The 24964-nt window shown below is 70.9% G+C and carries 27 protein-coding genes; 10 read left to right on the top strand and 17 right to left on the bottom strand.

Translation table 11 applies throughout. The features are described 5' to 3' along the window. Positions 1-12: 12 nt before the first annotated feature. The 8 genes from uvrC to GGD88_RS15635 all read right to left on the bottom strand — a co-directional run bounded on the left by uvrC (position 13) and on the right by GGD88_RS15635 (position 7242). The gene (gene uvrC / locus GGD88_RS15670; RefSeq protein WP_184437176.1) at positions 13-1881 is read right to left on the bottom strand and encodes an excinuclease ABC subunit UvrC; all 1869 of its coding nucleotides are present in this window, start codon (positions 1879-1881) and stop codon (positions 13-15) included. Positions 1882-2537: 656 nt separating this feature from the next. Beyond that, entirely contained in the window at positions 2538-2963 is a 426-nt protein-coding gene (folB, locus tag GGD88_RS15665) for a dihydroneopterin aldolase (RefSeq protein WP_184437153.1), read from the bottom strand. 95 nt (positions 2964-3058) lie between these two features. After that, positions 3059-3853, bottom strand: a complete 795-nt coding sequence (locus tag GGD88_RS15660) for an SDR family oxidoreductase (protein WP_184437151.1) — start codon at positions 3851-3853, stop codon at positions 3059-3061. A gap of 60 nt (positions 3854-3913) precedes the next feature. Next, complete coding sequence (locus tag GGD88_RS15655; RefSeq protein WP_221237186.1) at positions 3914-4909, bottom strand: calcium/sodium antiporter; 996 nt, start codon at positions 4907-4909, stop codon at positions 3914-3916. A gap of 1 nt (position 4910) precedes the next feature. After that, positions 4911-5345 carry a CBS domain-containing protein gene (locus GGD88_RS15650; RefSeq protein ID WP_184437147.1) on the bottom strand — a complete coding sequence of 145 codons (435 nt, stop codon included), beginning with the start codon at positions 5343-5345 and terminating at the stop codon, positions 4911-4913. After that, a complete protein-coding gene (locus GGD88_RS15645; RefSeq protein ID WP_184437141.1) occupies positions 5342-5692 on the bottom strand; it encodes a P-II family nitrogen regulator in 351 nt (116 codons plus the stop codon). The genes GGD88_RS15650 and GGD88_RS15645 overlap by 4 nt, the downstream gene beginning before the upstream one ends. Continuing rightward, positions 5689-6480, bottom strand: coding sequence for a DUF1538 family protein (locus GGD88_RS15640; protein WP_184437140.1), 792 nt, complete (start codon positions 6478-6480; stop codon positions 5689-5691). The genes GGD88_RS15645 and GGD88_RS15640 overlap by 4 nt, the downstream gene beginning before the upstream one ends. Positions 6481-6507: 27 nt before the next feature. Further along, positions 6508-7242, bottom strand: coding sequence for a DUF1538 domain-containing protein (locus GGD88_RS15635; protein ID WP_184437139.1), 735 nt, complete (start codon positions 7240-7242; stop codon positions 6508-6510). Between the two features lie 253 nt (positions 7243-7495). On the opposite strand from GGD88_RS15635, the gene GGD88_RS15630 reads away from it, so the two are divergent. Continuing rightward, positions 7496-7681 carry a hypothetical protein gene (locus tag GGD88_RS15630; protein WP_184437138.1) on the top strand — a complete coding sequence of 62 codons (186 nt, stop codon included), beginning with the start codon at positions 7496-7498 and terminating at the stop codon, positions 7679-7681. Between the two features lie 42 nt (positions 7682-7723). Here the strand turns inward: GGD88_RS15630 and GGD88_RS15625 are convergent, their stop codons facing one another. The 8 genes from GGD88_RS15625 to GGD88_RS15590 form a co-directional block, all read right to left on the bottom strand. After that, positions 7724-10798 carry a response regulator gene (locus GGD88_RS15625; RefSeq protein WP_184437137.1) on the bottom strand — a complete coding sequence of 1025 codons (3075 nt, stop codon included), beginning with the start codon at positions 10796-10798 and terminating at the stop codon, positions 7724-7726. Between the two features lie 135 nt (positions 10799-10933). After that, the gene (gene ettA, locus GGD88_RS15620; protein WP_184437136.1) at positions 10934-12613 is read right to left on the bottom strand and encodes an energy-dependent translational throttle protein EttA; all 1680 of its coding nucleotides are present in this window, start codon (positions 12611-12613) and stop codon (positions 10934-10936) included. Between the two features lie 149 nt (positions 12614-12762). After that, on the bottom strand, positions 12763-13278 hold the full coding sequence (locus GGD88_RS15615) for a hypothetical protein (protein WP_184437135.1): 516 nt from the start codon (positions 13276-13278) through the stop codon (positions 12763-12765). 234 nt (positions 13279-13512) lie between these two features. Next, on the bottom strand, positions 13513-14613 hold the full coding sequence (locus GGD88_RS15610; RefSeq protein ID WP_184437133.1) for a TRAP transporter substrate-binding protein: 1101 nt from the start codon (positions 14611-14613) through the stop codon (positions 13513-13515). 124 nt (positions 14614-14737) lie between these two features. Then, positions 14738-15553 carry a transglycosylase SLT domain-containing protein gene (locus GGD88_RS15605; RefSeq protein ID WP_184437131.1) on the bottom strand — a complete coding sequence of 272 codons (816 nt, stop codon included), beginning with the start codon at positions 15551-15553 and terminating at the stop codon, positions 14738-14740. Positions 15554-15656: 103 nt separating this feature from the next. Continuing rightward, positions 15657-16541, bottom strand: coding sequence for an N-formylglutamate amidohydrolase (locus tag GGD88_RS15600; RefSeq protein WP_184437129.1), 885 nt, complete (start codon positions 16539-16541; stop codon positions 15657-15659). 389 nt (positions 16542-16930) lie between these two features. After that, the gene (locus GGD88_RS15595; RefSeq protein ID WP_184437127.1) at positions 16931-17383 is read right to left on the bottom strand and encodes a hypothetical protein; all 453 of its coding nucleotides are present in this window, start codon (positions 17381-17383) and stop codon (positions 16931-16933) included. Between the two features lie 110 nt (positions 17384-17493). After that, positions 17494-18090, bottom strand: a complete 597-nt coding sequence (locus GGD88_RS15590; protein WP_184437125.1) for a helix-turn-helix domain-containing protein — start codon at positions 18088-18090, stop codon at positions 17494-17496. A gap of 135 nt (positions 18091-18225) precedes the next feature. On the opposite strand from GGD88_RS15590, the gene GGD88_RS15585 reads away from it, so the two are divergent. Continuing rightward, a complete protein-coding gene (locus GGD88_RS15585) occupies positions 18226-18612 on the top strand; it encodes a helix-turn-helix domain-containing protein (protein WP_184437123.1) in 387 nt (128 codons plus the stop codon). Then, positions 18609-19049: a hypothetical protein gene (locus GGD88_RS15580; RefSeq protein ID WP_184437121.1), complete on the top strand. Its 441-nt coding sequence runs from the start codon at positions 18609-18611 to the stop codon at positions 19047-19049. Before GGD88_RS15585 ends, GGD88_RS15580 begins: the two co-directional genes overlap by 4 nt. A 60-nt stretch (positions 19050-19109) precedes the next feature. On the opposite strand, the gene GGD88_RS15575 is transcribed toward GGD88_RS15580, so the two are convergent. After that, a complete protein-coding gene (locus tag GGD88_RS15575) occupies positions 19110-19508 on the bottom strand; it encodes a hypothetical protein (RefSeq protein WP_184437118.1) in 399 nt (132 codons plus the stop codon). Between the two features lie 186 nt (positions 19509-19694). On the opposite strand from GGD88_RS15575, the gene GGD88_RS15570 reads away from it, so the two are divergent. The 7 genes from GGD88_RS15570 to GGD88_RS15540 form a co-directional block, all read left to right on the top strand. Continuing rightward, complete coding sequence (locus GGD88_RS15570; RefSeq protein ID WP_184437117.1) at positions 19695-20168, top strand: DNA transposition protein; 474 nt, start codon at positions 19695-19697, stop codon at positions 20166-20168. Further along, positions 20168-22339: a Mu transposase C-terminal domain-containing protein gene (locus GGD88_RS19195; protein WP_184437115.1), complete on the top strand. Its 2172-nt coding sequence runs from the start codon at positions 20168-20170 to the stop codon at positions 22337-22339. Before GGD88_RS15570 ends, GGD88_RS19195 begins: the two co-directional genes overlap by 1 nt. 66 nt (positions 22340-22405) lie before the next feature. Further along, positions 22406-23200: an AAA family ATPase gene (locus GGD88_RS15560; protein WP_184437113.1), complete on the top strand. Its 795-nt coding sequence runs from the start codon at positions 22406-22408 to the stop codon at positions 23198-23200. Beyond that, positions 23197-23874 carry an Lrp/AsnC family transcriptional regulator gene (locus GGD88_RS15555; RefSeq protein WP_184437111.1) on the top strand — a complete coding sequence of 226 codons (678 nt, stop codon included), beginning with the start codon at positions 23197-23199 and terminating at the stop codon, positions 23872-23874. The genes GGD88_RS15560 and GGD88_RS15555 overlap by 4 nt, the downstream gene beginning before the upstream one ends. A gap of 4 nt (positions 23875-23878) precedes the next feature. Next, entirely contained in the window at positions 23879-24295 is a 417-nt protein-coding gene (locus GGD88_RS15550; RefSeq protein WP_221237184.1) for a transcriptional regulator, read from the top strand. Further along, positions 24292-24642, top strand: coding sequence for a hypothetical protein (locus GGD88_RS15545; RefSeq protein ID WP_184437107.1), 351 nt, complete (start codon positions 24292-24294; stop codon positions 24640-24642). Before GGD88_RS15550 ends, GGD88_RS15545 begins: the two co-directional genes overlap by 4 nt. Next, positions 24639-24964: hypothetical protein (locus GGD88_RS15540; protein WP_184437105.1), on the top strand; the 326-nt coding region annotated here is incomplete at its 3' end. The genes GGD88_RS15545 and GGD88_RS15540, both read left to right, overlap by 4 nt.

The following is a 24964-nucleotide window of genomic DNA, read 5'->3' as shown; positions in this document are numbered from 1 at the left end:
GGGGTCGGGACTCTATCCTTTCTCGCCCGCACCATGAAACGTTTCGTAGATTTTCCGGGCCAGGCCGGCGCTGATGCCCTCGACCGCCTCCAGATCGGCGAGACCGGCGGCGGCGACCGCCTTGGCCGAACCGAAGTGGTGCATGAGCGCCTTCTTGCGCGCCGCCCCGATCCCCGGAATGGCGTCCAGTGGGTTGACGGCGGCCGCTTTCTTGCGCCGGGCCTGGTGGCCGGCGACGGCAAAGCGGTGCGCCTCGTCCCGCAGCCGTTGCACGAAATACAGCACGGGATGGTTGGGCGGCAACAGGAACGACGGCCGGTCGGGCAGGAAGAAGCGCTCGCGCCCGGCATCGCGGTCCGGTCCCTTGGCGACGCCGACCAGGGGTACGTCCTCGATGCCCAGGTCTTCGAGCACCCCGCAGGCCGCGCGAAGCTGGCCCTGGCCGCCGTCGATCAGCACCAGGTCGGGCCATTGGCCGCGGGTGCGGTCCGGGTCCTCCTTCATGGCGCGGGCGAAGCGGCGCTCCATGACCTCGCGCATCATGGCGTAGTCGTCGGCCGTGACGTCGGCGTGGCGGATGTTGAACGTGCGGTACGAGGTTTTCTGGAACCCCTCCGGTCCGCAGACGATCATGGCGCCGATCGGGTTGGTGCCGGAGATGTGGGAGTTGTCGTAGACCTCGATGCGCTCCGGGGCGGCCTCCAGCCCCAGCAGCTCGGCCAGACCCTCCAGCAGCGTGCGATGGGCCGAGGTCTCGGCCAGCCGACGGGCCAGGGCCTCGCGGGCGTTGGTCAGGGCATGGTCGACCACCTTGCGGCGCTGGCCGCGCTGGGGCACGTGCAGCGAGACCTTGTGTTCGGCGCGGATCGACAGCGCCTCGGACACCAGCTCCGGATGGGGGATTGCCTCGCTGAGTAGGATCACCCGCGGCGGCATCTGGCGGGCGTAGAACTGTCCCAGGAACGCCTCAAGTACCGTACCGGCGGCATCTTCCCGGGCGTGGGCGGGGAAGTAGGCCCGGTTGCCGTGGTTGTTGCCGGCGCGGAAGAAGAACACCTGGATACAGGTCTGGCCGCCGGCCTGATGCACGGCCACCACGTCGGCCTCGCCAAGGCCGGGCAGGGTGATGTCCTGATGCGACTGCACACTGGTCAGGGCGCGAATGCGGTCGCGGTAGATCGCCGCTTCCTCGAAGGCCAGGCGGGCGCTGGCGTCTTCCATCCTGTGCGCCAGGTCGCGCTGCATGTCCTGACTGCGGCCCTCCAGGAAGGCGCGGGCCTGCTCCACCAGGGCGGCGTACTCGGGCTCGCTGACCCGGCCGACGCAAGGCGCGCAGCAGCGCTTGATCTGGTAGAGCAGGCACGGGCGGGTGCGGTTGGCGAACACCGTGTCCGGGCAGGAGCGCAGCAGGAACGCCTTCTGCAGGGCCACCAGGGTGCGGTTGACCGCGCCGGCGGAGGCGTAGGGGCCGTGGTACTGGCCCGGCCGGGTGCGCGGGCCGCGATGCTTGAGCACGCGCGGGTAGTCGTGATCGGTCCCGATCAGGATGTAGGGGAACGACTTGTCGTCGCGCAGCAGGATATTGTAGCGCGGCTTGAGCTTCTTGATGAGGTTGCTCTCAAGCAGCAGCGCCTCGGCCTCGGTGTGGGTGGTGACGATCTCCATCCGGGCCGTGGCGGCGATCATCCGCTGCAACCGCACCGGCAGCCGCTCGGGGCGGGTATAGGCGACCACCCGCTTCTTCAGGCTGCGCGCCTTGCCGACGTAGAGGGCGTCACCGCTGCGGTCGAGCATGCGGTAGACGCCGGGCGTGTCGGGCAGCGTGCGCAGGGTGGCGGCGATGACGGCGACGCCGGCGCGGTCCCCGGCGACGTCCGCCATGTCCTCGGTGCCCTGGCCGGGGGACGGCGGCAGCGGGTCCATCATGCGACCATCCGTCCTCGGCCGGCGCCGTTGGTCGGCGCGGCCGGCTCGGGCCTCGTCCGCCGACGTGGGGATCCAAAGGAGGATGCCGGCGGGCCGACCGGAGGCATAGCCAAGGGTGTTGCGGCGGTCTGACGGGCCATGATCGCGTGTCTGTCAGGGGTCGGAGACATGCGGCGGTTCGACTCGGTGGCCAAGACGATCGGGCGGTGTGTGACAAGCGCTTTTGTATCCACGGAAGCTGTGGATAACCTTGTGGGAGGTGTGTGCTTGGCTGGCGCGACTCCCAAGGATTCCGGGCGATTCATCGCGGTGACCAAGAAATGGGCAATAGCCGTATCTCTCTGATTTTCAATGATTTTGGATTTTTCGAGGGGAACCCGGCCCGGCCACGGCCCCTGGTTCTTGACAGCGGGATGTCGGTGCGCGGTCCTCGTTTCGCCTGTGCACAACTCGCGCCGGCCGGCGACTCCCACTGATTCCGGGGCCTTACCGGGGGGCGCGTGTCCGGTGACTCGGGGCCGCAAGCGCACGTCCCCGGTTCGGCACGCGGGGACGACCCGCCCGTGGGCGGATCGCGTCATCCTGTCGTTCCGGCCTCCGGTCGGACTCCCTCATCCGAACGGGTTGAGACGTTCGATCGTGACGCCGACGCTGGCGGCCTCCGGGAACACGTCCAGCTTCTCCACCTTGACCTGGGCCCGGCGCACCCGCGAGTCCTCCAGGCAGGTCTGGGCGATGCGTTCGGCCAGGGTCTCAACCAGATTCACGTGCCCGGCCTCGACGATGGCGCGGACCCGGTCCAACACCGCTTCGTAGCAGACCACGTTCTCCAGGCGGTCCTCCAGGTCGACCGCCCCCTCGCGCACCGCCAGATCGAGATTGAGGCGGATGCGCTGCGGCCCGCTCTGCTCGTGCGCGTGCACCCCGATCCGGGCGCCCAGGACCAGATCGCGCACGAACACATGGCGCAGACCCGCCTCGGCGTCCGCCAGCGGGTCGGGCGGGGCCGTGGTGTACAGCTTGGAGCGAGGGCTCATCGGACCATCCATGCCGGAGGGAGGACGTGACACGGCGACGCCGGTCCCGCGTCCTCGGCCGCGAGGCCGTGCGCACCGGCGGCGGTGTCGGCGGGTCACTCCTCGGGCATGTCGGCGAGGCCGCCGCGTGCCGGCCAGGCCCAGGCCAGGTGCTGACCCCCATCAAGGGCTATCATTTGACCCGTCATCGACCGCGCCGCAAGGACAAACCGGGCGGCGCGCCGGATCTCGTCGGGGTCGGTGCCGCGCTGCAACGGCATGGCGGCGCACTGGGCGTCGAACTGGGCCTGGGTCTGGCGCGGGCTGGGCAGCGCGGGGCCGGGGCCGATGCCGTTGACGCGCACGCGCGGCGCCAGCGCCAGCGCCAGGCTCTGGGTCAGCGCCCACAGCCCGGCCTTGCTGACCGTGTAGCTGACGAAGTGCGGCGTCAGGTTCCACACCCGCTCGTCGATCATGTTCAGGACGACCCCCTCGGCCTCGGCCGGCAGGGCGCGCGCCAGCGCCTGGGTCAGCACGAAGGGGGCCCGCAGGTTGGGCTCCAGGTGGCGGTCCCAGCTCTCCCGCGTGGCCGTGTCCCAGGCGTCGTATTCGAACGTCGAGGCGTTGTTGACCAGCACCCCGATGGGGCCGCCCAGGGCCTCGGCGGCGCGCGCCACCAGCGGACCGGTGTCGGCCTCGTCCGACAGATCCGCCGCCACGGTGACGGCCCGGCCGCCAGCGGCTTCGATCAGGGCACGGGTCTCCCGGGCCGGCTCTGCGGAGTGGCGGTAATGCACCGCGACGGCGCAGCCGGCGGCGGCCAGCTCCAGCGCCAGGGCACGGCCGATGCGCTGGCCAGCGCCGGTGACAAGGGCATAAGGCGGAACGGTTTCGGGCAGGGCGGCGGTCATCGGACGGTCCCATCGGCTGCGAGGCGGAAACCCGTTGGACGCACGCGAACGGCGGATGGATCAGCCGGCCATGGCCGCGACGGGTCCGAAGACGCGGTCCACGCCGACGTACTGCAGGGTGGTGTAGCCGGCGTAGAGGACCAGGAAGCCCGCGGCCTCCCCTCGTCCCATGCGCCGCCCGCTGAGCAGGACCGGGATCATCAGCACCGACACGGCGGCCATCGCCCAGATGTCGAAGCGCAGGATCTGCGGCGGGATCTCGATCGGGATCACCGCCGCGGTCGCGCCGACGATGGCCAGGATGTTGAAGATGTTGGAGCCGACCACGTTGCCGACGGCGACGTCCGAATGGCCCTTCAGCGCCGCCACGACCGCGACGGCGAGTTCCGGCAGCGAGGTGCCCAGGGCCACCATGGTCAGCCCGATGACCTCTTCCGAGACCCCAAGGGCGCGGGCGATCACGACGGCGCCCTCGACCAGCAGGTGGGCCCCGGCCACGACGCCGATCAGGCCCAGCACGATGGCCCCGATGATGACCGCCCAGGGGCGGTCCTTGAGGCCCTCGAACTCCTCCACCTCCGCCAGATGCGCCTCCGCCGCGTCCGCGCCGCGGGACTCGCGCCAGTAGGAATAAACCACGAACAGCAGCAGCAGGCCCAGCATGGTCAGGCCCTGCCAACGCGGGATCACCCCTCCGAGCGCCAGCCCGATGAACAGCGCCGTGGTGACGACCATGATGAGGCTGTCGCGCAGGAAGGCGCGCGGTTCGCAGGCGATGGGCTTGAGCACCGCGGCGGCGCCCAGGATGAGCAGGACGTTGGCGATGTTGGAGCCCACGACGTTGCCGACGGCGATCCCCGGGGAACCGCTCAGGGCGGCCTCCAGGCAGACCACGAGTTCGGGCAGCGAGGTGCCGAAGGCCACCACCGTCAGGGCGACCAGAAGCGGCGAGACGCCGAGGCGTTCCGACAGGGCGACCGCACCGCTGACAAGAGTGTTGGAGGCGACCGGCAGCAGCACGACGCCCGCGATCAGGAATACGATGGCCGTGAACACGTCAGGTGGTCTCCGCGGGCGCCGGGGTAACCGTCTCATCGCCGGTGAGGTGGGCCAAGACGAGGTCGCGCAAGGTGGTGATGCCCACCAACGCGCCGTGGTCGAGGACGATGGCCCGCGACAGCCGGAACCGGCCCAGCAGGCGGATGGCATACTTGACGTCCATGTCCGCCTGCACGGCGATCAGCGGTTTGCTCATGATCTCGTAGACATTGACCCGGTCCGGCGCGCGGTCCTGGGCGATGACCTTGTCGGCGATGTCCTGGATGACCACCATGCCGTACTCATCGCCGTCGTGGCGCTTGCGGATGACCAGCGAACTGACCCCCTTGTCCTTCATCAGGCGCACGGCCTCGGCGACGGTGGCCATGCCCTCGATCAGGTAGGGGGTGCCCGACATGACCTGGCGGACCGCCCGATAGGGTTTGCCGCTCATATCTCGTCCTCGATCTCGGTCTGGATGGTGTGCATCTGGCTGCCCAGGCCGATGGCATCCTCGACGTCAACGACGATGGCGACGCCGGCCCCGGGGTGAGCGTCGAACGACCCGGCCCGGCCGATCGTCTCCAGGATGCGGCGCGCCAGGTGCTGCTCGACGATGATGAGCACGATGTCGCGGGCCCCCGTCAGGTCGAGGCCCAGGAACGTCTTGGCCTTGCGCAGGCCCTCACCGCGCGCGCTGGTGATGACGGTGCAGCCGGTGGCGCCTTCGGTGCGGGCGGCCTCGACCACCGTGTCGGTGATGTCGTCCGCCACGCTGGCGATGATGAGCTTAAACTTCATGACTCCTCGCGCGCTTGGCGGCGGGCGGCGCGGCGGGCCAGGATCTGCCCCACCTGCGCGTAGCCCATGACCGAGATCATGGGGAACAGGCTGGCCAGCGCGATCAGGCCGAAGCCGTCGAGCAGGGGGCTGCGCCCCGGGATGTTGGAGGCCAGACCCAGCCCCAGGGCGGTGACCAGCGGCACCGTCACGGTCGAGGTGGTCACGCCGCCGGAATCGTAGGCGAGCGGGATGATCTGGCGCGGCGCGACCAGGGTCTGGATGATGACGACCACATAGCCGATGATGATGAGCAAGGGCAAGGACCAGCCGGTGACAATGCGCAGGGCCCCCAGCGCGACGCCGACGGCCACGCCCACCGCCACGGCCACGCGCAGCCCCCAGGCCCGCACCGAACCGCCCGACGCTTCGGTCACCTTCAGGCTGACCGCGATCAAGGCCGGCTCGGCGATGGTGGTGGAAAAGCCGACCGCCGCTGCGAAGGCGTAGACCCAAAGATAGTCGCGCCATCCGAGGTGTACAGCCCCGGCGGCGTCGATGCCCATGAAGGCCGGCGCCGTGAGCTGGCGCGCCATGATCTCGCCGAGCGGGAACAGGGCCATTTCCAGGCCGACCAGGAACAGGTCCAGGCCCAGCACCACGTAGACGAAGCCCAGCACCATGCGGCGCAGGTGCGGCACCTTCTGGCGCAGGACCAGCACCTGGAACAGCACCAGGATGAGCAGGATCGGGGCGACGTCCAGGATCGTGGTCCACAGTGTGTCGACGAGCTGGATCAGCGGGATCACGGCGGGGCGTCCTTCCCGGTCGGGCCGTCAGTAAACCAGGCCGTAGAGCATCACGAACATCATCGGCGTCAGGCTGGCGAAGGCGATCAGGCCGAAGCCGTCGATCAGCGGGTTGCGCCCCTTCAGCATCGTCGCCAGACCGACGCCGAGCGCGGTGACCAGCGGGACGGTGATGGTGGAGGTGGTCACGCCGCCCGAATCATAGGCCACCCCGACGATCTCCGGCGGGGCCACGAAGGTCAGCAGGACCACCACCAGATATCCGCCGATGATGAGAATCTGCACCGGCCAGCCCTTGATGATGCGGAACACGCCGACCAGGATCGCGATCCCGACGGCCAGGGCCACGGTGTAGCGTAGCCCCAGGGCATAGGTGGCGCGGCTGTCGGCGTCGGACGCGATCAGGCCGGCCGCCGCCACCGCCTCGGCGGCCTCCGCGGCCACCGCGATCAGGGCGGGTTCGGCCACCGTCGTGCCGAAGCCCAGGGCAAAGGCGAAGGCCAGCAGCCAGGCCAGGCTGCCCTTGCGGGCGAAGGCATGGGCCATGGACTCGCCGAGGGGGAACAGGCCCATCTCCAGGCCCTGGACGAACAGCGCCATGCCCAGCAGCACCAGGACGAGGCCGACGCCGATCGGCACCGGGTCGGGCAGGGGCTGCTGCAACACCACCACCTGAAAGAAGCCGATCACCAGGATGATCGGGGCCAGGTCGCGCAGGGCGCCCAGCAGCAGCATCAGGAAGGACCGGAGAGCATGGCGCATGCGGTCGGCCGTGGGCGGTGGCGGGCGGGGCGGGGCCGGCGGCCCGCGCAGGGTCCTGCGACCTTGGGGGCTGGTCCGGGGCCTGTCAATGCGGCCGGCCGGCGCATGCTGGACAGGGTGGCGGGGATCCGGTATCCGGAACAAGCCCGTGCGGCTGCGGTCGCGTCGCGGGCCGGCCTCCGGGACAGGGCGCGGAACCGGACCGCGCGGCGCGGCGAGCGCCACCGGAGCACACCCCAGGGAGATCAGGCCCATGGTTACCGTCAAGCTGATCCTCATCATGGCCGTCGCGCTGGCCGGCCTGCTCGGCTATCTGGCCGTGTTCGTGTTCCAGCAGTGGTGGATCATCTACGTCGTGCTGGCGTTGACCGCGTTGATCATGGTCATCACCATCATCCTGACCAGCGGCCGGGTCGAAGAGGACGAGCCGGCGGGCTGACCCCGCGACGGTTCGCCCCGCGGACCGCGCCAGCCGGATCCCTCAAAGGGCGCGTACGGCGGCGGCCACCGCGATGAAGGCCGGCAGGAGATCGCCCTTGAGGCGGGCCGGCGTGTCGGCATCGCCCTTCATCGCCGCGATCTCGATGCGCTTGCACAGCGTGCCGAGACGCATGGCGCCCGCCGAGCGTGCGGCGCCGGCCGCGGAGTGGGCGGCCTTGAGGGCGCCGTCCAGGTCGCCGCGGTCGAGCGCCGACAGGGTCGCGGAGACGTCCGTCTCGGTCACGGCGACGAAATCCGCGAGCAACTGCCTCATCATGTCCCGGTCACCGCCGACCAACTCGCCGATCGGGCGCAGGTCCAGAATGGGCTCGTCGTCGGCCGCCGCGGCCGGATCGTCGCCGACCGGTGCCGGTGTAGGGGCCGGTGTGTGGGCCAGTGTGGGGGCCGGTGCTGGGGTATCCGCCGCCTCCCGCGGCCGGCGCAGCGCGGCGGCGCGTGGCAGCCAGCGCCTGATGGCGGCGTCCAGATCGCTCAGCGCCACCGGCTTGGTCAGGTAGTCGTCCATGCCCCGGTCCAGGCAGAGCTGAGCCGTGCCGGTGATGGCGTCGGCGGTCAGGGCGATGATGGGCGTGTGGCGGCCGGTCGCTTCCTCGGCCTCGACCGCGCGGATCCGGCCGGCCAATTCGTAGCCGTCCATTTCCGGCATATGGCAGTCCGTGACGACCAGCCCGTAGGGCTGCGCGCGGAACCGGGCCAGGGCTTCGACACCGTTGCCCGCGATGTCGGCCACCAGACCCAGCCGGTCCAGCAGGATGCGGATGACGGTCTGATTGGTGGGGTTGTCCTCGGCGACCAGGACCAGGCATCCGGCCGCCATGGCGGCCTCCCGGGCTGGCGCCACGTAGCCCCTGGCGCCGCCCTCCGATGGTCCCGCCGCGTCCCGCGCGCCGGCCGCCGACGCGGCCGGCGTCGTTCGTCCCAGGGCGATTGACACCAGGGTGCCGGTCTCGGCGCGGTGCAGCGGCCAGCCGATGACCCCGGCGACGCCGGCACGGTCCGCGTACTGGCGGGTTTCGAGCCGACCGCGCGAGGCCACGATCAGCACGCGTGGCGGGGCGCTGGCACCGATGCGCAGGACGGCATCGAGGTGGTGGATCGCGGCCTGCCCGTCGAGGCGGCGATCCAGGATCACCGCATGGAACGGGCGCTCCGAGACCAGCGACTGCATCAGGGCGGACCGAAGGGCGTCGCCGTCGGCTGCGGTGGCGACGGTCGCGCCGAAGGTGGCCAGGATGTCGGCGAGACGATGGCGCGAGGGGGTGCTGTCGCCGACCACCAGCACGCGGGCGCCGGTGAGGTCGGGCGCCGGCCGGTCCTCCGCCGCCGGGTCCGGGGTCAGCGGAACCTCGATCCAGAAGGTTGAGCCCTGCCCGGGTGTGCTGTCCACGCCGATCCGGCCGCCCATCAGGTCGGCCAGGGTGCGGCAGATCGACAGGCCGAGACCGGTGCCGCCGAACCGGCGCTGGGTCGAGCTGTCGGCCTGCGAGAACGGCTGGAACAGACCGTTGATCTGCGCGTCGGTCAGCCCGATGCCGGTATCGGCGACGCTGAGCCGCACCAGGCGCGGCGCCGCCGGGCCGTCGGTCTGCGGTCGGTCGTCGCCGGCGCAGGGATCCACCGCGATGGTGACGTGGCCGCGCTCGGTGAACTTGATCGCATTGCCGACCAGATTCACCAGAATCTGACGCAACCGGTTGAGATCACCGCGGTGGCGGTCCGGCAGGCGTGGATCGACGCGGCAGAGCAGGTCCAGGCCCTTCTGGTCCGCCTTCGGCCCCAGCAGGTCGGCGACCCGTTCTGTAATCTGTTCGAGCGACAGCGGCACCTCGTCGAGCGTCACCCGGCCGGCCTCGATCTTCGAGAAGTCCAGGATCTCGTCGATGATCGACAGCAGGGCATTGGCCGATTCCGTCACCACGCCGAGCATGTGCCGCTGATCGGCGTCGAGATCGGTCTGGCCGAGCATCTCGGCCATCGTGATGACCCCGTTCATGGGGGTGCGGATCTCGTGGCTCATGGTGGCCAGGAAGGCCGACTTGGCGCGGGCGCTGGCCTCGGCGGCCTGTCGCGCCTCCTCCAGGGCCTCGGCCTGGGCCTTCATGTCGGTGATGTCGAAAACCCAGGTCAGGAGGGCGGGCTGGCCCTCGAACGCCAGGCCCCGCATCGACACCAGCACCCAGCGCGGATCGTCGTCGCCGGTCAGAAGGTGTGCCTCCACGTTCTCGACCGCCTCCCCGGCGTTGACCCGGGCCTGAAGGGCGGGCATGAGCTCCGGATCGGTGAACGCGAGGCCGAAGGCGATCTTGCCGGTGTCTTCCATGCGCTGACGGCCGAGCCGGAAGAACGGCGGGTTCCAGAACAGGAAGCGGCCGTCGCGGTCGGCGATACCGACAGCGATCGGGGCCTTTTCGATCAGTTCGAGCAGCTCCATCTCGGTCTGCTCGCGCTCGTGCTCGGCGCGGCGGCGCTGGTCGACCTCGCGGCGGAGGTGGCGGGTCCGTTCCTCCACCTTGCGTTCCAGGAAGTCGTTGGCCTCCCGCAGGGCCGCCTCGGCGTAGCGGCTCTCGGTGATCTCGACGCCCATGGCCCGGGTGCGTTCCGCGATGCGGACCTGCAACTCCGCGTGCAGGTCCTCCAGGTCCGTCGGTTCCATGTGGCGATGCGTGACGTCCTGGTGCCAGCAGGTCACCGCGTCGCGCCCGTCGATGCGCACCGCCTGGCACCAGACCTGGAACCAGCGGTCTTCGGTCTGCCCGCCCGGGGTGCGGACGCCCAGGCGGACCTCGTGCTCGCCGCCGTGCGCGTGGCCGGCGATGAGCTCGCGCATGCGGGCGGCCTGGGGAAGGTCAGGGTAGAGGTCGGGCAGGCGTACACTCTGGAGGGAGTCGCGGTCGCGCCCCAGCATGTCGGCCAGGCGCTGGTTCACGAACAGGGTCCGGCCGTCGGCGTCGACGAGGGCGATGCCGAAGGGGCTATGCTCCAGGATCGCCCGCCAGCCGGCGCCGTCGAGGCGTGGGGGCGCCGCAAGCGCCGTCCCGGCTCTGCTGTCGGTCATGGCCATGGTCCCGGACCCGGTCGCGCAGGAGTCCAATCCTACCGGGCGGGCTCCGGATCGCAAAGGCCGCGTCCGGTGGGCGCGGCCTTTGTTCGATCGGGAGGGGATGTCCTTGGCGGGCGGCCGGTGCCGCGGCTATCGCACCAGGGGCTTGTACTTGATGCGGTGGGGTTCGGCAGCGTCCGGGCCGAGGCGGCGTTTCTTGTCTTCCAGGTAGCTCTCGAAGTTGCCTTCGAACCATTCGACGTGGCTGTCGCCCTCGAACGCCAGGATGTGCGTGGCGATGCGGTCCAGGAAGTAGCGATCGTGGGAGATGACCACGGCGCAGCCGGGGAACTCCAGCAGCGCCTCTTCGAGGGCGCGCAGGGTCTCCACGTCCAGGTCGTTGGTCGGCTCGTCGAGCAACAGCACGTTGGCGTGGCTCTTCAGCATCTTGGCCAGGTGCACGCGGTTGCGCTCGCCGCCGGAGAGCTGGCCCACCTTCTTCTGCTGGTCCGGACCCTTGAAGTTGAACTGGCCGACGTAGGCGCGCGACGGGATCTTGCGCTTGCCCAGGTCGATCTCGTCCAGGCCGTCGGAGATCTCCTCCCACACCGACTTCTTGGCGTCGAGGCTGTCCCGGCTCTGGTCCACATAGCCCAGCTTGACCGTCTCGCCCACCGTCAGGGTGCCCGAGTCCGGCGTATCCTGGCCGGTGATCATGCGGAACAGGGTGGTCTTGCCGGCGCCGTTGGGGCCGATGACGCCGACGATGCCGCCCGGCGGCAGCTTGAAGTCCAGGCCCTCGATCAGCAGGCGGTCGCCGAAGCCCTTGGTCAGGCCCTCGGCCTCGATCACCCGGTTGCCCAGGCGCTCACCCGGCGGGATGGTGATGGAAAGCTGATCCGGCCCACGGTCGGCGGCGCGGCTGACCAGATCGTCGAACGCGGTGATGCGGGCCTTGCTCTTGGTCTGGCGGGCCTTGGGCGAGGAGCGGATCCACTCCAGCTCCTGGGAGATGGCGCGTTGGCGCGACTTCTCCTCGCGGGCCTCCTGCTCCAGGCGCTTGGCCTTCTGTTCCAGATAGGTCGAGTAGTTGCCCTCGTAGGGGATGCCGCGGCCGCGGTCGACCTCCAGAATCCAGCCGGTCACCTTGTCGAGGAAGTAGCGGTCGTGGGTGACGGCCACCACGGTGCCCGGGTACTCCTCCAGGTGGCGTTGCAGCCAGGCCACCGATTCGGCGTCCAGGTGGTTGGTGGGCTCGTCCAGCAGCAGCATGTCCGGCTTGGACAGCAGCAGCCGGCACAGCGCCACCCGGCGCTTCTCGCCGCCGGACAGCGTGGACACGTCGGCGTCGCCGGGCGGGCAGCGCAGCGCGTCCATGGCGATCTCGACCTGGCGTTGCAGGTCCCAGGCGTCGGCGGCGTCGATCTTCTCCTGAAGGTCGGCCTGCTCCGCGATCAGCGCGTTCATCTCGTCGTCGTCGGTGACCTCGCCGAACTTGGCCGAGACGTCCTCGAAGCGGTCCAGCAGGGCCTTGATCTCGCCCACGCCGTCCATGACGTTGCCCATGACGTCCTTGGCGGGATCCAGGTGCGGCTCCTGCGCCAGGTAGCCCACGCGCACGCCGTCGGCGGCCCAGGCCTCGCCGCCGATGTCGTGGTCCTCGCCGGCCATGATGCGCAGCACCGTGGACTTGCCGGCGCCGTTGGGGCCGAGCACGCCGATCTTGGCGCCGGGCAGGAACGACAGCGTCAGGCCCTTGAGGATCTCCCGCCCCCCGGGGTAGATCTTCGACAGGTTCTTCATGACATAGATGTACTGATACGCGGGCATGGGCTCCTCCGGGAGGGGCGTGTGGGTGTCGAACGGCGGGCCAACGGCACAGGGCGGCGCCGCGCCGGCGGGCACGGGCCGCGAATGCTGCATCGGAGACGATTGGCGCCCCTTCTATCCCAGCGGGACGCGGGGGGCAATGGGGGTGCTCAGTCGCACACCGCGTCGAACAGGAAGTCCGGCTCGCGGCCCGTCTGCCAGGTCACCGTCTCGGGCAGGTCCGCGGGGTTCAGGCTGGCGTCGTAGCCCAGGTTGGCGCGTCGACCCTGCACGCAGTCCAGCACATGGGGAACCGTGACGGTGGGATCCCCCTCGCCGACCAGGATCAGCGGGACCAGATAGACGCCGGGCAGGGACGGGTGACCCGCCACGGCGTCGCGGTCGATGGCGGCAAAGTGCGTCACACGCGGCCACAGATAGGTCCAGGGTTCCAGGGGGCTGCTCTCGCGGTACAGGTGAATGATCTCGACGCTTTCGGGCATGCGGCCGATGACCGTGTCCGACCACGTGTAACGGCTGTAGGTGACGTAGGCCAGGATCGACAGCGCGATGGCCATCGGCAGCACGTACTTGGGGGGGCGCCGGCCGACCGTGCGAAAGCCCAGCAGGATCACCCCGGCGACCAGGGCCGCGACGCAGGCGGTGACCACGAGGGTGATGAACATGACCGGGCTCCGGGGGATGACGCGGCGTGCCCCAGGGGGCGCCGTGAGAGGACATTAGTGCGGATCGCGATTAATCGGAAACACGGCGTGGTTCGGATTGATCGCGTGAATCCGCGCTAACTATATGAGTCCCAGCCGATCCCCCCGGCCGACCGGGCGGTGCGGCGCAGCCGGTCCGGGGGACCCGCCCCACCGGTATCCTGTGGGGCCGGGTCGGCGTGATCGCGATTCGCCTTAGCTGCCGAACACCTGCTGCCGCATCCGAAGGGCGGGCAGGTCGAAGTGGGCCTGGTAGGCCTCGGCGCGCCGGTTGAAGGCCGTGAAGGAGTCATGCACCCGACGGGTCAGCGCGTCTTCCGCCGCGATCTCCTCGATCACCTCGCGGGTCTTCTCGCCCATGGCCTGCACCACCACGTCCGGGAAGGTGCGCAGGTTGATGTCCGGGAATGCCTTCCGCATCTCGGCGAACACGGCGATATTGTTGAAGGTGAAGTCGGCCAGCGTGGTCTCGCTGGTGGCGCGGGCGGCGTAACGGACGATGGCCTTGAGGTCGTCGGGCAGGGCCTCGAAGCGGTCCTTGTTGACGATCACCTCCAGGCCGGGGCCGGGCTCGTGGAACGCCGGCACATAGTAGTATTTGGCGGCCTTCTGGAGCCCGAAGGCGATGTCCAGCCAGGGGCTCACCCATTCGGCGGCGTCGACCGCGCCCGACATCAGCGACGGCTGGATATCACCCGGCGGCGTCAGCACCACCGCGACGCCGAGGCGGCGCATCACCTCGCCACCCAGGCCGGCGATCCGCATCTTGAGGCCCTTGAGGTCGTCCAGGGTGTTGATCTCGGTGTTGAACCAGCCGCCGGACTGGACCCCGGAAGAGCCGGCGTAGAATGGCACGACGTTGAAGGGAGCGTAGACCTCTTCCCAGAGCGCCTGGCCGCCGCCGAAGTGGATCCAGGCGCTCAACTCCCACGCCATCAGGCCGAAGGGCACGGTGGTGAAGTAGTTCAGCGCCGGGGACTTGCCGACCCAGTAGTACGGCGTCGAGTGCGCCAGTTGCGCCGTGTCGGCCTGCACCGCGTCCAGGCACTCGAACGGCGGCACCAGCTCGCCGGCGGCGAACAGTCGAATATTCAGGCGCCCGCCACTCATCTCGGTGACCATGTCGGCGAACCGCTGGGCATTGACGCCCACCCCCGGGGCGTTTTTGGGCCAGGTGGTCACCATCTTCCAGTCCATGGCGTCCTGTGCCCGCACGATGGCGGGGGCCGCCAGACCGCTGGCACCGGTGGCCGCGCCGGCCGCGGCGGCACCGGTCAGGAAGTCGCGCCGTTTCATGATGTGCTCTCTCCTCCCGAGGGGGTCTCGTGCCCGTGCACGGGGGGTGGCGCCCCCGCGGGCTCCGCTTTAGCACGAATTGCCGGGGCCGGGAACGGGGCCGCCGGCGCCGTCGGGAGGGCTGTCAGGAGGGATCGGAGCCCGTCGCCGCCGCCTGGGCGCGGGCCTCGCGCTGGGCCAGATAGGCCCGCAGCTTCTGCGCGCGCCAGGCATCGGCGACCTGGGCGGCGTCCCGGCGCGCGGCCTCGCGTTCGGCCTCCAGACGGGCGCGTTCGGCCCGCGAGGCGGCCTCGATTTCCTCGGCCCGCCCGATGATGTCGCGCACCGGCGGCAGGCCGGCGGCGACCGCATGCTCCTTGGCCTCGCGCCACGCCACCCGGAACTTCTTCATGTAGCGCGCGGCATATTTGGGGGTGGCGGAATGATAGCGGGACACGGCCTGGGTCCACGAGCCGGTCTCGGCGTGGAGACGCTTCAGGAAGTCGACGGCATAGGCCACATTGGCCTGAGGCTCGAACGCCTTGTCGAGGGTCGCGAACGCGTCGCCATGGTAATGCAGGTTGATCTGCATGCAGCCGACGTCGATGTTGGTTTCGCCCCGGGCCTGCAAGGCCCGCACATGGGCGATGGCCGCCGCCTTGGTCGGGAAGAACTTGCCGACGCTGCCGTTGTTGACGGTCCAGGGCCAGGCAATTCTTGCTTGGCGGTCCTCGTCCCAGCGCCCCGATTCGACCAGCGAGATCGCGGTCAAGACCTGGGCCGGGATGCCGTTCACCTGCTCCTGCGTCGAGGTCTGATCGTAGCAGAGCTCATCGGCGTAGGCGTAGGCATTGGCGTAGGCGTCGGCGGCCGCGGGACTCGGCCGGCCCAGCAGGGCCAGGGCTAGTATCAGGGCGGCGATCGGCGGCAACAGCCAAACGGGGCGGGGCGCGACGGTCATGGCGGCTCGGGTCCGAACGGCGAGGGCGGCGCATGGCGCCAACATGCTTCGCTGGATGCAAGCCCCGTGCCAAGGTCCTCCGCGATGGGCTCCGGGGGGCGTGCTACTCCGCCGCCTGGGCGACGCCCGGCACCGCCGACAGGGCATCCAGCAGGGGCGGCACCGCCGCGGCCAGCCGATGCAGGCCCGCCGTCGGCTCGCGGGTCGCCTCGTCCATGTACAGGGCGCGGTTGATCTCGATCTGCAAGGTGTGCACCCCGTGACCCGGGCGGCCGTAGTGGCGGGTGGTGAACCCGCCGGCGTAGGGCTTGTTGCGGTGCACCCGAAAGCCGCGGCCGGCCAGCGCCGCCTCGGCCGCGTCGGTGACGGCGGGGTCGCAGGTGGTGCCGTGGCGGTCGCCCAGCACGATATCCGGCACCGTGCCTCGGCGCGGGCCTTCCAGCGACGACCGTGGCATGGAGTGGCAGTCGAGCACGACGCAGTGCCCGAAACGCGCCCGCGTCGCCCGGATCAGGCCGCGCAGGGCGGCATGGTATGGCTCGTAGCACTGGGCGACCCGCCGCTCGGCCTCGGTGAACGGCAGCTTGCGGCGGTAGATGTGCTGGCCCTCCCCGGCCACCCGCGGCAGCGTGCCCAGCCCGGCGCGGACCCGGGGGGAGTCCGTGTTCGCGTGCGGCGGCAGGACGTCACAGAACATCGACGGGTCCAACTCCAGCGACTCCCGGTTGACGTCGATGTAGACGCGCGGCAGCAGGGCGCACAGCAGCGGCACGCCGAGGGCGGGGGCGGCGCCGAAGATGACGTCGACGTGGGTGTCCTCGCTGGCCCGCAGGACCTGCATCGGCAGCCGGGACAGCGCCAGGAAGGCCGGCGGATAGGCCGTGCCGGAATGCGGCGAGGCCAGCACCAGCGGACGCGTCTGCCGATCCGGCCGCTGGATGCGCAGGACATCGTCCAGGCGGGTCTGGCTGATGGGTGTACTGCTCATGGTCCGTCCCGCGCTGCGTCGCCGCGCCCGGCCCCGGGCGTCGCGAAGCGCGCGGTTCGAGGGCCGGACCCCACACTCTAGCCCGGTTTGGACCGCGTGGGAAACGCTGCAACGCCATCGTGCCGAGGGCAGGGCACGGCCGCCATCGGCTGAAGGCGATCGGACGGCCACCAAAGAAAACGGCGACCCTCGTTTGCATGGTAATCGGCCGGTTGTGAGGGGGTGATCGGTATGGCACAGGCGGGATACTGAAGGACATACCGGAACATATTGGGATCACTGAAAAATTTGGGTCGGTGGGCGAAAACCGATTTGGCACAGATTGAGCCGGAATGACCGGCGATCAGCAGGGATTTGGCACACGGCGATCGCCGTCCGACCGGCGCCGATCAATCGCCGCAGGCCTCAAGGAGCGGGGCGTTGAGGGCGGTTTCAATGGCCGGGTCTTGATCGATGAAAAGCATCCGGGCGGTTTGGCCACCCGATGCAAACGGCTGGAAGCCGACGTAGCCGCCGAAAGCGTTGCGGGCGTTGTACTCGCCGCACACAAGCCGCCCTTCGGCATAGTCAACGATGCGAATATTGCGCCACTGGACGCTCTCCGGATCGCGCAGTTTTTTGACCAAAGCTTCTTTCGCGCCGTCGATCATATCATCCTCATCGCCCATAAGCCGAAGATAGCTCCCGCCATTAAAGGCCATCATCTCCAGGAGTGCCGCGCTCTCGGCACGGGCAGAGGCCGGATCGTCCTGGGCCGCCGCCGGGGAGACCAGGGCGAGGGCGGTGACGGCCAGGGCCGCGATCAGGGCGGCGGCGGCGGCAAACACGGGCGGGCGGGGCATGGCGGGGTCTCCTCAGACCGGGCGGGCGGCGCGCCTGCAAAAGGTTGTCGTGCTTTGACATGCGCACCAATAGACGCTCGTACTATGGTAGGCGGAGAGCGTGACCGACCTCAAGCCGAGTGTTTGCTCGATGCGGCGGGCGATGCGGGCGTCTGCAGGTCGCGGCGGAGGTGCTGTAGCCCCATGCGCAGGGCCGCACGGCGGGCGGGCTCCGGGTCGGGGTCATCGGCCGTGGCGGCCAGGACGTCCTCGTACAGACGGGCGGCCATGATGCCGGCCGAGCGGTCGTCGATGCGGGCATTCGCCTCCTTGTAAGTCCTTTTAATCCCTTCAAAACACATCCCCAGCAGCCGGCCGTCCAGGGCCGGCGGGGCGGGCGGGGCCGGGCGCGACTCGGGCGGGGCGGTCGCCGCGTCGGTGGCGGCCTGGCCCCGCGGCTGGTCCTGCGCCCGCTCCTGCGCCTGGCCCTGCGCTGGCGCCGGGTCGCGGCGCATCGGCCCTTCGCCCGTGGCGAGCCACTCAATAGAGACGCCGGCCGCCTGAGCGATACTGAGGAGCGATTGAAGCCCAGGCTCGCCGCCTTTTTCGATCCGCCTGAACCCCGATTGCGATAGGCCCGCACGACGCGCAAAGGCGGTCGAACTCTTCTCGTCTGCCAGGATCAGGTTCAGGCGGGCGTGAAAGCCTGCGTCGCATTCAGGTTTCATGACCGAACCTGAATGCGATTGACCCCGCCGGAATAAGAGCATTCGAGTTTACAAAAGTGTTTATAAATCAATGGCCTAGCACATTGAAAGTGCCGCGGCGGATATAGCCAAACTTGAATGCGCTTTTCCTGATTGATGTTCAGCGCAAATGCGTTTATCGTCCTAGGCATGGAACAGGCACCGGCAAACAATGTGATCCCGAAAAACCCGGCGGAGCGCCGGGCGTGGGTCAACTACAAGCTGCGGGCGCGGGGCTGGACCCTGCGCGCGCTGGCGAAGGTGGCGGGCGTGTCGCACCAGGCGCTCGGCGCCGCGTTGCTCAGCCCGAATGTGCACCTGGAACCGGTGATCGCCGAGGCGATCGGCCTGACGGCCCAGGAGCTGTTCCCAGAGCGCTGGTGCGCCGCGACCGGTCGCCGCCTGACCCAGGTTCGGTCGCCGGCGCGGCATCGGATGCGCTCACTCTCCGACCCTACACCGGCCGATGGGGCCGGTCAGCGGCAAAAGGAGCGGGTGGCATGAGCAGGGATCGAACGGGGGCCGGCCGGACGGCCGGCGGGGGGATGGCTTTGGGCGCGGTGGCGCTGGGCCGAGATGGCGCCGTGACGGTGCACCTGTGCGGCGCGGCGTCGCACGGGCCGCACGTGTCGGCCACGGGTGCCAGCGCTGAACAGGCGCTGGGGCTGGCGGCGGCGGTGCTGCGGGTGCTGCGGGCGGCGCGCGACGTGGCCCGCGACGGGCCGCGCTGGGCCGGGCCTCCGCTGGACGAGGCGGTCTGCGACCTGGCGGTGCTGCTGCCGGATCCGGACGTGACGCCGGCGCCGCCGCGCCACGGGGCGGCCTCGGTCACCGTCGACGGCGTGGCGGTGACGCGGGACTGGCTGGAGAGCGCGCCGGCCTCCGCCGTGGTGGCGCGGTGCGCGGGACAGGTCGCGCCCGGCCGGGGGTATGCGGCATGAGCAGGGATCGTGCCCGCCGCACACCGCGCCTGCGTTCGGCGTTCCGCGAACGCCGGGCCGTCAAGCGTCACCTTGAGGCGGAGTTCGCGAAAGGCGCCCGAGAAGCTCGTGAATTTGATCGGATAGCTCGTCTGCTGTTGCGGATCGAAGCCAAGACAGAAGAGCCGCCTGCTGATCCGATGGAGTGTCGAGATGAAGGAACGCTTTCATGAGCAACACCTTCACCGGGTCCGATTCTCCGTCTTGGGTCAGCGCCTTGAACGCCGTCGCGGTGATGTCCAAGGCTTCGGCCGCGTCCTCTTTGCCTTCAGTTCTTAGATGGAAGGCGGCGGCGGCCAACGCCTCCAGGGTGTCGCGGTGGGCCGTCGGATCCCGTTTTGCGATCGCGATCGCGACGGATATCGCGAACCAGCGATTGGCCTCTTCCCGTGCTTTCAGGACGGCTAACTGCCCTTCCATTTCCCAATCCCTCCTCGGTGGTGTGGTGCTTCCGAGTGTAGGGGGAGTCCGGACGGTCGTCACGCGCGAGGGACGCGATCCCCGCCCGCGTCGCGGGTGCGCGGCGGCCGTCCGGGCGCTTTGCCTCCCTGACCTGACTGGGGCGGGACGCGGGGCGCCCGCCCGTCTTTTTGGGCGGGGGGTGGCATGACCAAAGACCGCGCCGATACCCGCACGCTGGACCTGCTGGACGACTGGACGCCGCCGGACGTGAGTGTCCGGTACGAGGGCGATGCGGCGCCGCGCCATCCGGAGCTGGATATCCGGATCGCGCAGGCCGTGAGCCTGACGCTGAAGGACGACGGCCGGTCTCGCGCGGAGATCGGCGCGGCCATGGGCGCGGTGCTGGGCGGCCCGGCGGTGCCGGAAAGCACGCTGAACGGCTATGCCAGCCCGGCGCGCACCGATCACGCGATCAGTCTGGCGCGGGCGCTGGCGTTGGTGGCGGTGACCGGGGATGCGCGCGTGCTGTCGATCGACCTGGAGCGACTGGGGCTGGCGTTGATCCCGCGCCGGTATCTGGCGGCCGTCGAAGAAGCGATGACCGCCGATCAGATTGAGCATCTGGAGGCCCAGCGCCGGGCCGCGCGCCGCACATGGCGAAACGGGGGGCACCGGTGATGGCCTCTCTGCCTCCGCCCGGCGACCATCGGCCTGCGGCCTCGGGCCGGGCGGCCGCCCTGCCGTCCCCCGACCGCTGGTACACGGCCGCCGAGCTGGCGGCGCTGGGGCTGCCCGGGCTGCCGGGGACGCCACAGAACATCACTGCCACGGCGAAGCGCCAGTCCTGGCTCCACCGCCCCCGCCAGGGGCGGGGCGGCGGGCGGGAGTATCCGGTCTCGGCGCTGCCCGAGCGGGCGCGGGCGGTGCTGGCACGGCGGGAGATGACGGCCGAGGCGCCGCCGCCGGCGGTGGTGGCGGCCGAGCGGGGCCAGCGCGATCCGGCGGACATGCGGGACACGACGCGCTCGTGCATGGCGGCGCGGGCGGCGCTGTGCCAGGAGGTGGACCGCATCGCGCTGGAGTTCGGATTGTCGCAGCGCCAGGCGGTGCAGGCGCTGGTGGACCAGGCGCGGGCCGGAAAACTGCCCGAGCCTCTGGCGCGCATGGTGCCGCGGGCCAACGCCCGGCGCGGCACCTCGGGCTCGCGGGTGCTGTCGGTGCGCAGCGTCCAGCGCTGGCTGGCGGCGCGGGCGGCGGGCGATGTGGTGGCGCTGGCGCCGGCGGAGGAGATGCCGCGCGAATGGCCGCCGTGGGTCTATCCCCTCATGAAACTGCGCCAGCGCCCGCAGGAGCCCAGCATCGCCGCCTGCCTAGAGCTGTGGCCCGAGGACGCGCCGGTGCCGGCGCCCAGCTACGATCAGGCACGGCGGTTCGTGGCGAGCCTGGGCGCGATCGCGAAGCACAAGGGCCGGGTCGGCCCGCGCGAGCTGAAGCGGGTCCGCGCCTACACCATCCGGTCCATCGACGGCCTGCTGCCGGGCGACGTCTACACCGCCGACGGCCATTGCCATGACTGCGAAGTCGCCCACCCGCTGACCGGCAAGCCGTTCCGCCCCGAGATCATCGGCGTGGTGTGCGTCAGGACGCGGAAATGCGTGGGCTGGTCGGCCTGGACCGCCGAGTCCGAATGGCTGGTCGCGGCGGCCTTGCGGGTGGCGGTCGTCCAGGCGGGCGTCCCGGCCATCTGGTACGTCGACAACGGGTGTGGGTTTCGAAATCGCGCCCATAACGACCCGGTCACCGGCCTGATGGCCCGTTTGGGCATCACCCCGCGCAATTCGCTCCCCTACAACTCGCAGGCCCGGGGCGTCATCGAGCGCTTCCACCAGACCTGCTGGATCCGACCGGCGCGCGAGTTGGACGCCTATGTCGGGCGGGACATGGACGCCGAGGCCCGCAAGCTGACCTTCAAGGTGTCCCGGAAGGACATCAAGCTCTACGGCCACTCCCCCGTCATCCAGTCCTGGGACGCCTTCCTGGCCTGGGCCGAGACATGCCGGGAACGGTACAACACCCGGCCCCATTCCGCCCTGCCGCGCATTCGCGACCCCGAGACCGGCAAGATGCGTCACCGCACCCCGGCGGAACAGTGGGACGCCCTGCTGCCGGAGGCGGAGGACCTGGGTGTGGCGCCCACCCGACTGTCACCGGACGAGGCGCGCGACCTGTTCCGGCCGCATGAAATCCGGGTGGTGCGCCGCGCCTGGGTGCATCTGGGCGGGCGGAAGTACTTCTCGCAGGTCCTGGATGACCTGGACCTGCACGGTGTCGAGGTCCGCGTCGAATACGACCCGCGCGACATGGGCCGGGTGTGGGTCCGGGATCTGGACGGGCGCCTGATCTGCGAGGCGGCGCAGGACGGCAATGTCCGCCCGTACTTCAATGACGACGACGTCCAGGAAGCCCGCGAGGGTCGCGCCACGGCGATGGACGCGATGGCCCTGCGCGACGAGAGCGCCGCGCCGGTGCTGCTGGCCGAGCCGCCGGCGCCGGCGCCGCGCGCGCTGACCGCCGACGAAGAGGCGGCGAAGGCGCGGCTGGCGGTGGAGATGGCCGCGCCGAAGCCAAAGGACGAAACCCCCAAGGAGCGCTGGTGGCGCGCCCACCAGACGCTGGCCGCCCATGCCGCCGGCCGGCCGGTGGACGCCGAGGCCCTGCGCTGGGCGCGGGGGTACGCCGCGACGCCGGAATACCGGAGCCACGAGGCGGCGCTGGAGGAATGGGGCGACGTGTTCCTGCACGGCCTGACACAGGCCGCCGGACAGGCGTCCGGACAGGCATCCGCCTGAACGAAGACGGCCCGCGCGGAGGCGGCCACCTCCGGCACGGGCCAGACCAAACACAGCGAGGAGAGCATGACCGATCGACAGCCCACCGTCAACGCCACCACGGCGCCGCTGACCAACGTTCTGCGGTTCGGGGAACTGGTGGACACGTGCGTCCAGCGGCCGCGCCATCTGCCGGGCCTGGGCGTGTTCTATGGCCACTCGGGCCTGGGCAAGACCTGGTCCGCCGTTCACGCCGCCCATCGCACCCGCGCGCGGTATGTCGAGTGCGGCGAGAGCTGGACGCGGGCGCGGTTCCTGTCGGCGCTCGCCGTGGAGGTGGGAGTGGAGGGGCGCGGCCGCGCGGCCGACGTGGTGGACCGGATCATCATGGCCTGCGAGAGCCAGGACCGGCCGGTCATCATCGACGAGGCCGACCACGTGGTGCGGCGCGGCTACCTGGAGACCGTGCGCGAGATCGCGGATCGGGCCGGCGTGCCCATCGTCCTGGTGGGCGAGGAAGCCCTGCCACAGATGATCGCCGCGCGGTCGGAGCGCACCCATAACCGCGTGCTGATGTGGGTGGCGGCGGAGCCGGTCACGCCCGAGGACGTCGCCACCGTGGCCCGCCTGTACTACCCGGATCTGGAGATCGCGGCCGACCTGGTCGAGCGGATCACGGCTGCCTCGGCCCACCGTATCCGCCGCGCGGTCGTGAACCTGCACCGGGTGGCGACGGAGGCCCTGGCCCAGGGCTGGGACACGGTCGACCTGGCGCGCTGGGGCGATCGGGCGCTTTACACCGGGCAGGTGCCGGCGCTGCGCGCCGGCGAGCGCATCCCCGCCGCGCCCCGGCTGGCGGCGGTGCCGGGAGGCCGGCGATGAGCCGGCGGCCCTGTCACGAGGAGGCGGCGCTCCGCGTACATGTGCGGCGCGGGCACCAGGGCATCTGGGAGGCGATCCGCGCGCGGCAGCGCGACGCGGCCTGGTCGGTGCGCGACATCTGGCGGGAGACCGGCATCCAGGCCCCTGAGAGCGTGCGCGACTACGTCCGCCGGCTGGAGCGCGCCGGCTACGTCGAGCGCGCCGGCCACGTGGCGCGCGAGGACGACCGGACCGGCCGCGCGCAGGCGGCCCTGTATCGCCTGGTCCGCGACGCCGGGCCGGAGGCGCCGCGCCTGCGCCGCGACGGCACGGAGAGCCCGCCGACGGCGCAGGAGGCGATGTGGCGCACCCTGCGCATGATCGGCCGCGACGGGGTGACGGCCGACGATCTGGTGGTCATGGCCTCGACCGAGGCGGTGCCGGTCACGCGCGGGACGGCGGCCAGCTACCTGCGTCACCTATGCCGGGCCGGGTACCTGCGCGTGGTCGAGGACGGGAAGCCCGGGCACAGGCCGGGCACCGGCCGGCCGGCCCGCTACGCCCTGCGCGCAGGCCGCAACACCGGTCCGCGGGCGCCGATGATCGTCCGCCTGTCGCATGCCGTGTGGGATCCCAACACCGGCCAGTTCGCGGGCCACGTCGAGGCGGACGTCTCGGGGGGTGGCCGTGGCTGAGGGCATGTCGACACCTGGGCGGGCCATCGCCCGCGCCCGCGCCGCCTGGGGCGACGCCCTGCCGGCGGCCGTCGAGGCCCTGGCCGCGGCCTGCGACGCCGAGAGCCAGGGGCGCGTCGCCGCCCGCATCCTGCGCCGCGACGGGCGCGGGGCGTACTCCGCCACCGTCATCAACCAGGTGCTGGGGCGCTGCTACCCCGGCGACCTGGACGCCGTGCTGGCCGCCGTCGCCGCCGCCCTGATCCCCGACACCTGGGACTGCCCCGGCCTGGGCCAGCCAATCACGGCCGATAGCTGCTGGGACTGGCAGGCCAAGGCGCGCGGGCCGGCCGCCGCCACGTCGTCCCACCGTATGCACATGCGCCGCGCCTGCCAGGCGTGCGCGCGCTTCCACGACACCCCCAGTGAGGAGGAGCGATGATGCTGTCTCAGGACCTCGAAGCCCTGCGCGCCGAGATGGCCGCCGTCGCCAGCGGTGCGGCGCTGATGTTCTCCCGCGCCGACTGCGGCCACATGGCCGCCGCGCTGGACGCGGCCGCCGCCCAGGCCCGGGCGCTGGAGACGGCGGCGGTGCCGGACATCGCCCGCCACACCGCCGATGCCGGGCCGTGCCTGGTGCCGGTGCGGCCGATGCCCACCGCCTGCCCCGACTGCGGCGGGCCGGTGCCGGCCGACGCCGGGTCCTGCCCGCACTGCCGGTGCCCGATACCCACCCCGGCCGATCACGACCGGCCCGAGGGCGCCGATGCCCGGGACGGTGCGGCATGACCCCGGCGGCCGCCCACCCGCCGCCGGCCCGGCCGCCGTTCGAGGCCCAGGTGGACCTCTACCTGCCGGCCGACCTCAAGCCACTGCGCGGCCGCCTCAAGACGGCGCGGGAGCTGCGCGGCGGCCGGCAAGTGTGGGGCCTGCGCGTGCCCACGCCGCACGCCCGCCACCCGGAGGGCGAGCTGGTCTCGCTGATCGTGGAGCGCACGGACGCCGGCTGGTGCGCAGTGGGCGGCGAGGCCCTGGGCCACGCCATCCGCATCGCCGAGGCCATCGCCGCCGGCGCCGAGGTGCGCGAACCGGTCGGCGTACAGCTCATGGC

This window comes from Roseospira goensis, assembly GCF_014197795.1.
Taxonomy (GTDB): domain Bacteria; phylum Pseudomonadota; class Alphaproteobacteria; order Rhodospirillales; family Rhodospirillaceae; genus Rhodospira; species Rhodospira goensis.
Note: the sequence above shows the minus strand (reverse complement) of the source record. Positions and strands in the feature narration are given on the sequence as shown.

What these genes read in the sequence shown, in the direction of transcription:
- GGD88_RS15575 (WP_184437118.1), bottom strand. Translation starts at nt 19,508, where the DNA reads ATGGAAGGGCAGTTAGCCGTCCTGAAAGCACGGGAAGAGGCCAATCGC.
- GGD88_RS15660 (WP_184437151.1), bottom strand. Translation starts at nt 3,853, where the DNA reads ATGACCGCCGCCCTGCCCGAAACCGTTCCGCCTTATGCCCTTGTCACC.
- GGD88_RS15585 (WP_184437123.1), top strand. Translation starts at nt 18,226, where the DNA reads ATGTTCAGCGCAAATGCGTTTATCGTCCTAGGCATGGAACAGGCACCG.
- GGD88_RS15645 (WP_184437141.1), bottom strand. Translation starts at nt 5,692, where the DNA reads ATGAAGTTTAAGCTCATCATCGCCAGCGTGGCGGACGACATCACCGAC.
- GGD88_RS15605 (WP_184437131.1), bottom strand. Translation starts at nt 15,553, where the DNA reads ATGACCGTCGCGCCCCGCCCCGTTTGGCTGTTGCCGCCGATCGCCGCC.
- GGD88_RS15545 (WP_184437107.1), top strand. Translation starts at nt 24,292, where the DNA reads ATGATGCTGTCTCAGGACCTCGAAGCCCTGCGCGCCGAGATGGCCGCC.
- GGD88_RS19195 (WP_184437115.1), top strand. Translation starts at nt 20,168, where the DNA reads ATGGCCTCTCTGCCTCCGCCCGGCGACCATCGGCCTGCGGCCTCGGGC.
- folB (WP_184437153.1), bottom strand. Translation starts at nt 2,963, where the DNA reads ATGAGCCCTCGCTCCAAGCTGTACACCACGGCCCCGCCCGACCCGCTG.
- GGD88_RS15635 (WP_184437139.1), bottom strand. Translation starts at nt 7,242, where the DNA reads ATGCGCCATGCTCTCCGGTCCTTCCTGATGCTGCTGCTGGGCGCCCTG.
- GGD88_RS15610 (WP_184437133.1), bottom strand. Translation starts at nt 14,613, where the DNA reads ATGAAACGGCGCGACTTCCTGACCGGTGCCGCCGCGGCCGGCGCGGCC.
- GGD88_RS15650 (WP_184437147.1), bottom strand. Translation starts at nt 5,345, where the DNA reads ATGAGCGGCAAACCCTATCGGGCGGTCCGCCAGGTCATGTCGGGCACC.
- GGD88_RS15625 (WP_184437137.1), bottom strand. Translation starts at nt 10,798, where the DNA reads ATGACCGACAGCAGAGCCGGGACGGCGCTTGCGGCGCCCCCACGCCTC.
- GGD88_RS15580 (WP_184437121.1), top strand. Translation starts at nt 18,609, where the DNA reads ATGAGCAGGGATCGAACGGGGGCCGGCCGGACGGCCGGCGGGGGGATG.
- uvrC (WP_184437176.1), bottom strand. Translation starts at nt 1,881, where the DNA reads ATGGCGGACGTCGCCGGGGACCGCGCCGGCGTCGCCGTCATCGCCGCC.
- ettA (WP_184437136.1), bottom strand. Translation starts at nt 12,613, where the DNA reads ATGCCCGCGTATCAGTACATCTATGTCATGAAGAACCTGTCGAAGATC.
- GGD88_RS15600 (WP_184437129.1), bottom strand. Translation starts at nt 16,541, where the DNA reads ATGAGCAGTACACCCATCAGCCAGACCCGCCTGGACGATGTCCTGCGC.
- GGD88_RS15615 (WP_184437135.1), bottom strand. Translation starts at nt 13,278, where the DNA reads ATGTTCATCACCCTCGTGGTCACCGCCTGCGTCGCGGCCCTGGTCGCC.
- GGD88_RS15630 (WP_184437138.1), top strand. Translation starts at nt 7,496, where the DNA reads ATGGTTACCGTCAAGCTGATCCTCATCATGGCCGTCGCGCTGGCCGGC.
- GGD88_RS15590 (WP_184437125.1), bottom strand. Translation starts at nt 18,090, where the DNA reads ATGAAACCTGAATGCGACGCAGGCTTTCACGCCCGCCTGAACCTGATC.
- GGD88_RS15570 (WP_184437117.1), top strand. Translation starts at nt 19,695, where the DNA reads ATGACCAAAGACCGCGCCGATACCCGCACGCTGGACCTGCTGGACGAC.
- GGD88_RS15560 (WP_184437113.1), top strand. Translation starts at nt 22,406, where the DNA reads ATGACCGATCGACAGCCCACCGTCAACGCCACCACGGCGCCGCTGACC.
- GGD88_RS15550 (WP_221237184.1), top strand. Translation starts at nt 23,879, where the DNA reads ATGTCGACACCTGGGCGGGCCATCGCCCGCGCCCGCGCCGCCTGGGGC.
- GGD88_RS15595 (WP_184437127.1), bottom strand. Translation starts at nt 17,383, where the DNA reads ATGCCCCGCCCGCCCGTGTTTGCCGCCGCCGCCGCCCTGATCGCGGCC.
- GGD88_RS15555 (WP_184437111.1), top strand. Translation starts at nt 23,197, where the DNA reads ATGAGCCGGCGGCCCTGTCACGAGGAGGCGGCGCTCCGCGTACATGTG.